The following is an 11,377-nucleotide window of genomic DNA, read 5'->3' as shown; positions in this document are numbered from 1 at the left end:
TGTCCGCACCTTCAAGCCTGGCCGGCCGGTGGCATAATCGGTCTCATATTCCCTGGCCGGCCATGATGACACCCGATCGCATCCATTCCATTCCGCCCGATACCTTCGTGCTGCACGAAGGCGAGCTGCGTGCGCTGCAGGTTCACGCTGCTGCGGCCGCGGGTTTGCCTGACGTTCATTTCCACGATCGCCTGGCCGACGGCAGCGCCGCGCCCGCGCTGGTCGTGATTCCCGCCGGCAGTTTCGAGTACGGCGCCGCACCGCAGGAAACCGCGCCGGCGCAGGATCGTCCGCGCCGGGTTGCGCTGATCGAGCGCAGCTTCGCGCTCGGCGTGTATGCAGTGACCACGGAGGAATTCGAGCGCTACGCGCGCGCCACCGGCTGGCAGCCGCGCGTGGAACTGGCCTGGCTGGCGGGCCGCATGCCGGCGATCAATGTGCGGCAGACCGATGCGCGCGACTACTGCGCCTGGCTGTCGCGCGAAACCGGCCAGCGTTACCGCCTGCCGACCGAACAGGAATGGGAATACGCCTGCCGCGCCGGGGCGGCGACGGCCTACCCGCAGGGTGACCGCATTTCGCCGGCCGACGCGCGCTACAACGCCCGCCACAGCTACGACGCGGTGCGGCCGAAACGCCCGCGGCTGTTGTCGCGCTGTTTCATCCGCTGCGGCGCGAAGACGGTCGGCAGCCTGCCCGCCAACCGCTGGGGCCTGCATGACATGACGGGCAATGTGTGGGAATTCACCGCCAGTTCCTGGACCCGCGATCATGCCAGCCTGCCCGAGCGGCCGCTGCCAGGCAGATCGCAGGCAGCGGTGACCAAGGGCGGTTCGTGGTTCGATGGTCCCGAGGACTGCCGTGCAGCGGCGCGCCGCCGCAGGCTGGAAAACGAACTGGATACCAATCTGGGCTTTCGCGTGCTGCGCGAACTGTAGGCGCGGTGTCCAGGGTCTTGGTCGAAACCGATGCCTTTGTCGCGGAGCTGGATGCCGCGGTCGAGGCGCACATGGACTGGAGCCGGCGAATCCTGCGCTGCGCCGTGCTGCACTCGACGCCGGGCGAGGATGTGCTCGATCCGATGGCGCACACCCTGTGCCGCTTTGGCGCCTGGTTCTGCGCGAACCGTGGAACCTTCGAGGCGCTGGATGCCGCGTCGGCACAGCGTCTGGAAGCGGTGCACCAGGCCATGCACGACGCGATTCGCGCGCTGTGCACTCAAGTGATCAGCGGCCAGCCGGGGCGGGATGGCGATCTCGATGCATTCGAGACGTCGCAGGCCGAACTGCTCAAGCTCCTGGCCGACTACAAGACCCGGATCCTGTCGAGCGCGGTGCGCGACGATCCGCTGACCGGCCTGCCGCTGCGCTACAACGTCGAGAATGATTTCGTCCTCTGCCAGAAGGAAGCCCGGCGCAACCGCAGCCTGCTGTATGTGGTGATGATCGACGTCGACCACTTCAAGCCGATCAACGACACCTATGGGCACCAGGCGGGCGACCAGGTGTTGCGCCATGTCGCCCATACCCTGAAGCAGGGCGTGCGCGGCGGCGAGCCGCTGTATCGTTTTGGCGGAGAGGAATTTCTCTGGCTGCTGAAATGCAAGTCGCCCGAAGAGGCCCGCAAATCCGCACGCCGTATCCTGGCTGCGGTTGGCACCACCCCGGTACCGATCGACGACGGCGAAACCCTGCGCCTGACCATCACGCTGGGACTGGCGCAGGTCGGCGAGATGGAGGATTTGTCGAGCGCGATCCGACGTGCCGACCTGGCCCTATACCAAGGCAAGCAAGACGGGCGCAACCGCTACGTCATCGCCGACGCGCCCTGAAGAGTCCGCTTCAGAGCGCCAGTTCTTCCTTCGATTGCAGGATCGACTGCGCCAGACGCTGACCGCTTTCCCAGGCGCGTTCAATGCCGGCGCCGGCGATGCCGTCGCCGATCAGGGCGACGCGATTCTCGCGGTCACCCAGCCAGAAGCCGCCCACCGGATTGTCCGGTAGCGCATAACGCCACAGGTGCGAGGCCTCGATCTCGACCGGCCACGGCAGCCCCAGCAGGCCCATCAGCGCGGAGGCGGCGCGGTTGCTGGCTTCGATCTCGGCAGCTTCGAGGTAGGTTTCGGCGAATTCATGGGTGCTGTGCACCGCCCACAGGCCGGGGCCGCCGCCGGTCTGGCGCACCGCCAGATCCAGCAGGTGGTCGTCGAACTTGATGACATCGGCCGCCGGACCGCCTTCCCAGCGCATCAGGAACGACCAGACCGGACGATAGTTCACCGCGTGCAGGCGCTCTAGCAGCCGCGGCAGCGCATCGAGCATCGGAATGGCCTGCGGCGTGGGCACGCTGCAGATCACGCAGTCGAAATCGTCGCGCACCTCGCCATTTTCCAGTATCAGGGTACGCGGCTGCAGCGTGACCACCCGGGAGCGGGTGTGCAGGCGTGCCGTGCCCATTACATGGCGCACCAGTTTTGAAGGTTCGATCGTCGGCACGTAGTGGTTCTGCAGCTGCGCCTGTTCCCATGAAATCGTGGCACGGCCGCGCCAGACATCCCCGCGCACCGGTGCCACCCAGCCCTGACGCACCCATTCGCGCAGCTGGCTGCGGAAGGGATCGCGCTTGGCCGAGAGGAAAGGCGAACCGAGCGCGCCCCAGCCCCCGTCGATACGTCGGGTCGACATCCGTCCGCCGGCGCCACGCGCTTTGTCGAACACGTCCACCTCCCAGCCGGCCGCGGCGAGCGTGCCAGCGCAGTGGGCGCCGGCGATGCCCGCCCCGACAATGCCTGCCTTGAATTTTTTCATACCGGTCTACCCTCTCTTGTGCCTGTGGCGGCGCGCCATTCTTCGGGGCGCATCCGCCGGATTTCAGACCGAACTCTATCAGCAAATTCTTAAATGCCGCCGCAAAGACCCTGCTCCGCCTGATGGCGTTCGCTCACCGCAGGGGCATCCGCATCGCCACATGGGGGATGCCGGCTTCTTCGTATTCCGCACCGATGGCGACGAAGCCCGCACCTGCGTAAAAATCGGCTGCGTGCGTCTGCGCACTGAGACGCAGCATCGTGTGTCCGTGTAGCCGCGCCGCCTCCACGGCTGCGGCCAGCAGGGCCCGGCCGACGCCGCGTCCGCGCCAGGTTGGTAGTACCGCCATGCGGCCAATATGGCCGTCGGGCAGCAGGCGGGCACAGCCGATGGCCTGCCCTGCCTCGGTGAGCGCAAGCAGATGCGTCGCCCCGGCGTCGTCGGCATCCCATTCCAGCGCTTCGGGCACGCCCTGCTCGTCGATGAACACGGTGCGCCGGAGTTGCGACAGCCGGGCCTGCTCGTGCGCCCAGTCGGTGAGGTGGATCGTGAATTCAGGCATGGCCTGATAGCAGGGTGAAACGATGCGCGGCGCGGCGCCCGCGTCCGGCGCGGATGTCGCGCAGCACCACGAGACCGGCGACGAAATAGAGGCCGGTGATCAGCAGCGCCTGCCGGTGATCGCCCGCAGTCAGCCAGCTGGTCGCGCCATAGGTCAGCGGGCCGATGATCGATGCCAGCTTGACCGCCAGCCCCCACAGGCCGAAAAACTCGGCCTGATGCGCCGGCGGTGCCAGCAACCCAACCATGGCACGCCCCGCCGACTGCGACGCGCCCATGCAGAGCCCGGCCAGATTGGCGGCGACCCAGAACATGCGCTCGTCCGGCGCCGCCCAGGCCAGCAGCACCATCGCAATCCAGCCGACCAGCGTGAGCGCGATCGCCCGCACGTGACCGATGCGGTCCTGCACGTGACCAAACGCAAACGCGCCCAGCGCGGCCGTGACGTTGACCACCAGCACCAGCACGATGGTTTGCTGGGTGTCGAAGCGGAACACCAGCGTGGCGTAGATCGCCGCCAGCGTGATGACCGCCTGGATGCCGGCCTGGTACAGCACGGTGCAGAGCAGGAAACGCCTGAGATCGGGCAGCTGGCGCAGATGGCCGAGGGTATAGCGCACCTGCCCCCAGGCATTGCGCTGCGTGTGGGGGCCTGTCGGGGTGGCGCGCTCGCGCAGCATCAGCAGCGTCGGCAGGCTCGCCACGAGGAAGATCGCGGCGGTGATCAGCATGGCCACCGGCACGAACTCGGCCGCGCCCTGCCCTGCCGCCTGCGCCCCACTGATGTACGCGAGGCTGGCGCCGAGCGAGACCAGCCCACCGACGTAGCCGAGCGCCCAGCCCCAGCCCGAGATGCGTCCCAGCGCACGCGGACGGGCCAGTTCGGGCAGGAAGGCGGCAATCAGATTTTCGCCGGTGCCGAAAAAATAATTGGACAGAATCAGGGCTGCGATTGCCAGCACCAGCGCACCCGGCGAGGCGAAGTACAGCGCCGCGGTAAAGCTGACGCAGCCCAGCGTGGTGAGCCACAGCCATTTTTTCTTGCTGGCGTGGGCGTCGGCCCAGGCGCCGATGAGCGGTGCGGTCAGCATCACCAGTGCGTACGACACCGACAGCGCGAGCGTCCACGCGAAGGTCGCCCAGGCCGCATTGTCGGCAACCACCGCGACGAAATACGCGCCGAACACCGCGGTGATGACGACCGTGGTGTAGCCCGAGTTGGCGAAGTCGTACATGGCCCAGGCCCAGACTTCGCGTTTGGCGACCCCGGGCTGCAGCAGGTTTGCCATCAGGCGGCGCCGTCCTCGGCTTCGGCCTGCTGCTGCAGCGCCCACATGTGGGCGTACACGCCGTTCTGTGCCAAGAGGCCGGGGTGACGGCCGCGTTCGACGATGCGGCCGCCGTCGAGCACCAGGATTTCGTCGGCCTCGACCACGGTGGACAGGCGGTGCGCAATGATCAGACTGGTACGGCCGCGCGCGATTTCCAGCAGCTCGCCCTGGATGGCCTTTTCGGTCTTGGTGTCGAGCGCGGACGTGGCCTCGTCCAATATCAGAATGGCCGGGTTCTTCAGCAGCGTGCGCGCAATCGCCACGCGCTGCTTCTCGCCGCCCGAGAGCTTGAGCCCGCGTTCGCCGACCACGGTGTCCCAACCCTGCGGCAGGCTTTCGATGAAGGCGAGGATGTGCGCCGCGCGTGCGGCCTCGATCACTTGGTCGCGGGTTGCGTCCGGGCGGCCGTAGGCGATGTTGTAATAGATGCTGTCGTTGAACAGCACGGTGTCCTGCGGCACCACGCCGATCGCGGCGCGCAAGCTGTCCTGCGTGACGTGGCGAATGTCCTGGCCGTCAATGGTGATGCTGCCGGCACCGACGTCGTAGAAGCGGAACAGCAGGCGGGCGAGCGTCGACTTGCCGGCGCCGCTGGCGCCGACCGCCGCCACCGTCTTGCCGGCCGGCACGCTGAAGCTGACGTCGTGCAGGATGGGGCGGTCGGCGTTGTAGGCAAAGCTGACGCGATCGAACTTCACTTCGCCGGCGACGACGTCCAGCTCGCGTGCGTCCTGCGCATCCTCGACCTCGCGCGGCCGCTGCATCAGCGCGAACATGCGCTCGACGTCGGTGATCGATTCCTTGATCTGGCGGTACATGACGCCGAGAAAACTCAGCGGCTGGAACATCTGCAGCAGGAAGGCGTTGACCATCACCAGGTCGCCCAGCGTCAGCGTGCCCTCGACCACGCCGGCGGCGGCGCGCAGCACCATCAGCGTGACGCCGATCGCGATCACCCCGGCCTGCGCGGCGTTGAGATAACCGAGCGAGCGCTGCGACTTCAGGGACATGGCCTCCCATTCGATCAGGCTCTTGTCGTAGCGCTCGGCCTCGTATTTCTCGTTGCCGAAATACTTCACCGTCTCGTAGTTCAGCAGGCTGTCGATCGCGCGGCCATAGGCTTCGGAATCAAGCGTGTTGGCACGGCGCACGAACTGGGTGCGCCATTCGGTGATCGTGATCGTGAAGCCGATGTAGGCGGCGAGCGTGATCAGCGTCAGCACGCCGAACACCCAGTCGAGCTTGACGAACAGGATGCCGGCGACCATCAGGATTTCCAGCACCGTCGGCGTGATGCGGAACAAGAGATAGCCGACCAGGCTGGAGAGCGCCTTGGAACCGCGCTCGATGTCGCGGGTGATGCCGCCGGTCTGGCGTTCGAGATGGAAGCGCAGCGACAGCGCATGCAGGTGCTTGAACACCGCCATGCTGATGCGTCGCATCGCGCGCTGCGTGACCTTGGCGAAGATTACGTCGCGCAGGTCGGAAAAGGTGGTGCTGGCAAAACGCAGCACGCCGTAGCCGATAATCAGCGCGAGCGGCACCACCAGCTCGGCACGCGGCTGGTCGAGCGCGTCGATGATTTCCTTCAATATCAGCGGCACCGCCACCGAAGCCAGCTTGGCGCCGACCAGAAGCGCCAGCGCCAACAGTACGCGGGCGCGGAATTCCCACAGATAGGGAAACAGGCGGCCGAGCGAACGCAGGCTGTGCTCGCCGGGTGGCGGCGGTGCGGTATGGGAATGGACGTCAGGATGCATTAGCTTGGGGCGGCCATCAGGTCGGGTAGAATCTCGTCTTTGCTTTTCCCGATTTTACGTCCGCGCACGGCCGATGCCGAGGTGGACGGCTTATTTTATGACGCTCTACGGCATCCCCAACTGCACCACCGTCAAGAAAGCGCGCGCCTGGCTCGCCGAGCACGGCCATGACGTGCCCTTCCACGACTTCAAGAAACAGGGTGTCGACGCGGCCTGGTTGAAGCAGGTCGTGAAGCAGACTGGCTGGCAGGCGCTGCTCAATACGCGCGGTACCACCTGGCGCAAGCTCTCCGACGCTGAAAAGGATGCGGCCGGCAACGAAGCCGGCGCGATCACCCTGATGATCGCCCAGCCCAGCGTGATCAAGCGCCCGGTGCTGGAACGCGACGGCGCCTATCATCTCGGTTTTTCCGAAACCGACTACCAAACCCTGTTCGGAGCCTGATCCTGCATGGCCAATGACACCCTCGAGGACCTCGCCCGCGCTCATGAAACCGTGGCGCTTGCAGTCGAACTGCTCAAGCGCAAATCCCTGACGCCCGATCATGCCGGCTGCCACGACCTCATCGCCGCGCGCCTGGAAAAACTCGGTTTCCACATCGAGCGGCACTGCCACAACGGCGTCGACAACCTGTGGGCGCGCAGGGGCACCGCATCACCCGTCGTCTGTTTTGCCGGACACACCGACGTGGTGCCGACCGGCCCGCTCGACCAGTGGCTGTCCGATCCCTTCGTGCCGACGCTGCGCGAGGGCAAGCTCTACGCGCGCGGCGCCGCCGACATGAAGACCTCGGACGCGGCCTTCGTCACCGCGACCGAACGCTTTGTTGCCGCGCATCCCGACCACACCGGCTCGATCGCCTTCCTGCTGACCTCGGACGAGGAAGGCCCGGCCACCGACGGCACGGTGAAAGTGGTCGAGGCCTTGCGCGCGCGCAATGAGCTGCTCGACTACTGCATCGTCGGCGAACCCACCAGCGCGGCCGAATTCGGCGACACCATCAAGAACGGCCGGCGCGGCTCGCTCTCGGGCACGCTGCGCGTCAAGGGTGTGCAGGGCCATATCGCCTACCCGCACCTGGCCAAGAACCCAATCCACCAGGCCGCGCCGGCAATCGCTGAGCTCGCCGACACCATGTGGGACGAAGGCAACGCCTGGTTCCCGCCGACGACCTGGCAGATTTCCAATATCCACGGCGGCACCGGCGCCAGCAACGTCATCCCTGGCGTGCTCGAGATCCAGTTCAATTTCCGCTACTCCACCGCTAGCACCGCCGAAGGCCTGATGGACGCGATGAACGAAATTCTCGACAGCCACGGCCTCGACTACGAGATCGACTGGAATCTGTCGGGCCGCCCGTTTTTGACGCCGCGCGGCCCGCTGTGCGACATGCTCTCCGCGGCGATCCACGAAGTGACCGGCCTGACGCCCGAGCTGTCCACCTCCGGCGGCACCTCGGACGGCCGCTTCATTGCCGACATCTGCCGCGAGGTGGTCGAGTTCGGCCCGCTGAACAGCAGCATCCACAAGCTGAACGAGCATGTGGTGCTGGAAGATATCGAACAGCTGGCGGCGGTGTACCAGAATACGCTGGAAAAGTTGCTGGCCTGAACCGGCCAAACGACCCGACAGCGCGAAGCGTTTATATTGCGTTGTGACTTTCGCGGAAAATGGACTTCAGGCAATGAAACATTTCGACGACACCGAATCCCTGATCACCGTGCGCGACTGGCTGCGTTTCGCGGTGTCGCGCTTCAACGAAGCGAAGCTGTTTTTCGGCCACGGCTCGGACAACGCGTTCGACGAGGCGGCCTACCTGATCCTGCACACCCTGCACCTGCCGCTCGACCGGCTGGAGCCCTTTCTCGACGCCAGCCTGACGCATGGCGAATCGGAGGAAGTGCAGGCGATGATCGAGCGGCGGGTGCGCGAGCGCATTCCCGCCGCCTATCTGACCCACGAAGCCTGGCTGGGCGCGCACCGCTTCTATGTCGACGAGCGGGTGATCGTGCCGCGCTCCTTCATTGCCGAGCTGTTGCCTGAACAGCTGGCACCGTGGGTGGAGGAACCGGACGCGGTCACGCGCGCACTCGATCTTTGCACCGGATCGGGCTGCCTCGCGATCCTGGCCGCGCTGGCCTTCCCGAATGCCGACGTCGATGCGGTGGACCTGTCGAAAGACGCGCTGGAAGTCGCCGCGAAGAACGTCGCCGAGTACGGCCTGACAGACCGCATCGAATTGATTGAATCGGATCTGTTCACCGCGCTGAAGGGCCGCAGCTACGATGTGATTCTCAGCAACCCGCCCTATGTGAATGCCGAGTCGGTGGCCGCGCTGCCGCCGGAATACCAGGCGGAACCGGCGCTGGCGCTGGGTTCGGGCAAAGACGGCCTGGATGCGACACGGCAGATTCTTGCCGCCGCTAAAAGCCACCTCAATCCCGGCGGCCTGCTGGTGGTGGAAATTGGCCACAACCGCGATGTGCTCGAAGCCGCCTACCCCGCCCTGCCCTTTACCTGGCTCGATACCGAAGGCGGCGAGCAGTTCGTCTTCATGCTGCGGCGCGAAGATCTGCCCTGACTTGTCTGCCCTGATCTGCCTTGCCCTGCAGCAGGGTACGGCCTGTCAGCCGTGGCTGACGCGGGCCGGCTCCACCAGCATCGCAATCATCTCATCGGCCGGCACCGGCCGGCTCATCAGATAGCCCTGACCGAATTCGCAGCCGTGCTCGCGCAGAAACTGGAATTGCGCGCGCGTCTCGATCCCCTCGGCAACGACCTGCAGGCCGAGCCCCTTCGCCAGCCCGAGGATGGCCGTGATGATCTGGGTATCGTCCGGCTGCCCCGGAATCTTGCTGACAAATGACTGGTCGATCTTCAGCGTGTGAAACGGCAGCTGCTTGAGGTAGCTGAGGCTGGAATAGCCGGTGCCGAAATCGTCGAGCGACAGCCGCACTCCCATCGCGCGCAGGGTGTCGAGCGTGGCGCGCACGTCGTCGTTCATGATCAGCATCACGTTCTCGGTGATTTCGAGCTCAAGGCATTCGGGCGCAAGACCGGTGCGCAGCAAGGCCTGCTCGACTGACTTCACCAGCCGCTTGTCCTGGAATTGGCGGGTCGAGACGTTGACCGCGAGGGTCAGGTTTTCTGCCAGGCCCCGCTGCTGCCAGGCGCGTAACTCGGCACAGCCCGCCTCCAGCACCCATTCCCCGAGCGGCACGATCAGTCCGGTGTCCTCGGCGGCAGAAATGAACGCGCCCGGCATGATCAGCCCGCGCTCCGGGTCATCCCAGCGCAGCAGCGCCTCGACGCCGACGATGCGCTGGCTGGTCAGTTCGATGACTGGTTGGTAATGCAGCAGCAGCTCGTCGCGTTCCAGGGCCTGGCGCAGGCGCGTGTCGAGCGTCAGCCGCTCGACCACGCGTTCGGTCTGCTTGGCGTGATAGAACAGGAAGCGGTTGCCGCCCTGCTCCTTGGCCTGATACATGGCGGTGTCGGCATGCTTGAGCAGAATCTCGACCGAACCGGCATCGTCCGGATACAGCGCGATGCCGATGCTGCAGCTGGTGTAGATCTGGGTGGCGCCAATGTCGATCGGGGTGATCAGGCTTTCGAGCAGGCGCGTGGCGACCGCTTCCGCATCGGCCAGCGCGCCGATGTCGGACACGATGACCACGAATTCGTCGCCGCCGAAACGGCTCAGGTGATCGTTCACCCGCAGCACCGACTGCAGGCGGGCGGCAATCTGCTGCAGCAGCAGGTCGCCGGCACCATGGCCCAGTCCGTCGTTGATGTTTTTCAGGCGGTCGACGTCGATGAACATCAGGGCCATGCGCTTGTCGGTGCCCTGCATGCCTGTCATCGCTTCTTCCAGCGCAATGCGGAAGCCCTCGCGGTTCGGCAGCCGGGTCAGTACGTCGAAATAGGCCAGCTGGTTCAGGTGCGCTTCGGCCCGCTGGCGCTGCTCGATTTCAGACTGCAACTGATCGGCGTGCTGTCGCAGTTCGCCGGTTTGTCGACGCACCTGGTGACGCAGGATGCCCGCGACCGCCAGCACCAGCAGCAACAGGCCGGCGGTGCCGGCGGCCACCCACGGCAGCCAGTGGGGATTTTGCGCAGGAACGGCTTCGAGCCAGTGCTGCAGCGACCGGTAATAGGCCGATTGCGGGTCGGCCTTGAGCGACGCCAGATGCCGGTCGAGCGTATGTAGCAGGGCCGGGTCCGCCTGTTTCGGCGCCGCGTAGTGGACAAACACCGGATTGAAGACGATGCCGGTGACGACCAGATTCAGTTCGTTCGCATGCAGTGCGGCAAACACCCGGTTGACCGCGCCGGCATCGGCGCGCTGGTCGGCGATGGCCTGCAGCACCTCGGGATAACTGTCGACGTAGACCGGGGTGAAGGTGACGTCGAATCGTGTTGCAAGTTCGAGCAGCGCCTGACTGTGCGTACCGCTGCGCATGAGCGCCACACGCTTGCCCTTGAGGTCGGGCAGCGCGTTGATATCGCTGTCGGCATGGCGGTACACCATGCCCCAGTTGCCGATCAGGCTCTGGCGGGTGAACTGGAAACGCGCCGCGCGTTCGTCACTGTAGGCAATGCCGACCATCAGGTCGATCTCGCCGCGATCCAGCCGTTCGACCAGGCGGTCGAAACTGTCCGGCACGTAGCTGACCTGCCAGTTTTCGCGCTCGGCCACCCAGCGGATCATGTCGATCGCAATGCCTGTCGGCGGGGTGTCGGGCGCGATGGTGACGATCGGCGCATTCTCGAACACGCCCACGCGCACCGGCACACGTTCCGGCGCGGCATGGGCCGGCGCGGCCGACAGCAGCCCGATCAAACATGCCTGTAGCAGAATCCGGAACGCCATGCGGTTTTGTGTCCTTGAAGAAGAAAGTCCTATCGGGTATTACG

At 65.7% G+C, this 11,377-nt stretch carries 10 protein-coding genes; 5 read left to right on the top strand and 5 right to left on the bottom strand.

Annotated elements, in window-relative coordinates:
• Positions 1–62: 62 nt before the first annotated feature.
• Both Q8R61_RS02350 and Q8R61_RS02345 read left to right on the top strand, forming a co-directional pair.
• Positions 63–938, top strand: a complete 876-nt coding sequence (locus Q8R61_RS02350; RefSeq protein WP_305533805.1) for an SUMF1/EgtB/PvdO family nonheme iron enzyme — start codon at positions 63–65, stop codon at positions 936–938.
• Between the two features lie 5 nt (positions 939–943).
• Positions 944–1,831, top strand: a complete 888-nt coding sequence (locus Q8R61_RS02345; protein WP_305533803.1) for a diguanylate cyclase — start codon at positions 944–946, stop codon at positions 1,829–1,831.
• Positions 1,832–1,841: 10 nt separating this feature from the next.
• On the opposite strand, the gene Q8R61_RS02340 is transcribed toward Q8R61_RS02345, so the two are convergent.
• From Q8R61_RS02340 to Q8R61_RS02325, 4 genes are all read right to left on the bottom strand, one after another.
• Entirely contained in the window at positions 1,842–2,807 is a 966-nt protein-coding gene (locus tag Q8R61_RS02340; RefSeq protein ID WP_305533801.1) for an NAD(P)/FAD-dependent oxidoreductase, read from the bottom strand.
• Between the two features lie 133 nt (positions 2,808–2,940).
• The gene (locus tag Q8R61_RS02335; protein ID WP_305533799.1) at positions 2,941–3,369 is read right to left on the bottom strand and encodes a GNAT family N-acetyltransferase; all 429 of its coding nucleotides are present in this window, start codon (positions 3,367–3,369) and stop codon (positions 2,941–2,943) included.
• Entirely contained in the window at positions 3,362–4,657 is a 1,296-nt protein-coding gene (locus Q8R61_RS02330; RefSeq protein ID WP_305533797.1) for an MFS transporter, read from the bottom strand. Before Q8R61_RS02330 ends, Q8R61_RS02335 begins: the two co-directional genes overlap by 8 nt.
• On the bottom strand, positions 4,657–6,459 hold the full coding sequence (locus Q8R61_RS02325; protein ID WP_305533795.1) for an ABC transporter ATP-binding protein/permease: 1,803 nt from the start codon (positions 6,457–6,459) through the stop codon (positions 4,657–4,659). The genes Q8R61_RS02330 and Q8R61_RS02325 overlap by 1 nt, the downstream gene beginning before the upstream one ends.
• Before the next feature lie 97 nt (positions 6,460–6,556).
• Here Q8R61_RS02325 and Q8R61_RS02320 point away from each other — a divergent pair, with 97 nt between their 5' ends.
• From Q8R61_RS02320 to prmB, 3 genes are all read left to right on the top strand, one after another.
• A complete protein-coding gene (locus tag Q8R61_RS02320) occupies positions 6,557–6,904 on the top strand; it encodes an ArsC family reductase (RefSeq protein WP_305533793.1) in 348 nt (115 codons plus the stop codon).
• Between the two features lie 6 nt (positions 6,905–6,910).
• Entirely contained in the window at positions 6,911–8,071 is a 1,161-nt protein-coding gene (gene dapE / locus Q8R61_RS02315) for a succinyl-diaminopimelate desuccinylase (protein ID WP_305533791.1), read from the top strand.
• 73 nt (positions 8,072–8,144) lie between these two features.
• Entirely contained in the window at positions 8,145–9,041 is an 897-nt protein-coding gene (gene prmB / locus Q8R61_RS02310) for a 50S ribosomal protein L3 N(5)-glutamine methyltransferase (protein WP_305533789.1), read from the top strand.
• 45 nt (positions 9,042–9,086) lie between these two features.
• Here prmB and Q8R61_RS02305 read toward each other — a convergent pair whose 3' ends face one another.
• Positions 9,087–11,333: a bifunctional diguanylate cyclase/phosphodiesterase gene (locus tag Q8R61_RS02305; RefSeq protein WP_305533787.1), complete on the bottom strand. Its 2,247-nt coding sequence runs from the start codon at positions 11,331–11,333 to the stop codon at positions 9,087–9,089.
• Positions 11,334–11,377: the final 44 nt, after the last annotated feature.

Origin of the sequence: Thiobacillus sp., from assembly GCF_030696885.1 — a bacterium.
GTDB lineage: Bacteria > Pseudomonadota > Gammaproteobacteria > Burkholderiales > Thiobacillaceae > Thiobacillus.
This window is presented reverse-complemented; position numbering and strand designations above follow the sequence as displayed.

What these genes read in the sequence shown, in the direction of transcription:
- Q8R61_RS02350 (WP_305533805.1), top strand. Translation starts at nt 63, where the DNA reads ATGATGACACCCGATCGCATCCATTCCATTCCGCCCGATACCTTCGTG.
- Q8R61_RS02340 (WP_305533801.1), bottom strand. Translation starts at nt 2,807, where the DNA reads ATGAAAAAATTCAAGGCAGGCATTGTCGGGGCGGGCATCGCCGGCGCC.
- Q8R61_RS02335 (WP_305533799.1), bottom strand. Translation starts at nt 3,369, where the DNA reads ATGCCTGAATTCACGATCCACCTCACCGACTGGGCGCACGAGCAGGCC.
- Q8R61_RS02330 (WP_305533797.1), bottom strand. Translation starts at nt 4,657, where the DNA reads ATGGCAAACCTGCTGCAGCCCGGGGTCGCCAAACGCGAAGTCTGGGCC.
- Q8R61_RS02325 (WP_305533795.1), bottom strand. Translation starts at nt 6,459, where the DNA reads ATGCATCCTGACGTCCATTCCCATACCGCACCGCCGCCACCCGGCGAG.
- Q8R61_RS02320 (WP_305533793.1), top strand. Translation starts at nt 6,557, where the DNA reads ATGACGCTCTACGGCATCCCCAACTGCACCACCGTCAAGAAAGCGCGC.
- dapE (WP_305533791.1), top strand. Translation starts at nt 6,911, where the DNA reads ATGGCCAATGACACCCTCGAGGACCTCGCCCGCGCTCATGAAACCGTG.
- prmB (WP_305533789.1), top strand. Translation starts at nt 8,145, where the DNA reads ATGAAACATTTCGACGACACCGAATCCCTGATCACCGTGCGCGACTGG.
- Q8R61_RS02305 (WP_305533787.1), bottom strand. Translation starts at nt 11,333, where the DNA reads ATGGCGTTCCGGATTCTGCTACAGGCATGTTTGATCGGGCTGCTGTCG.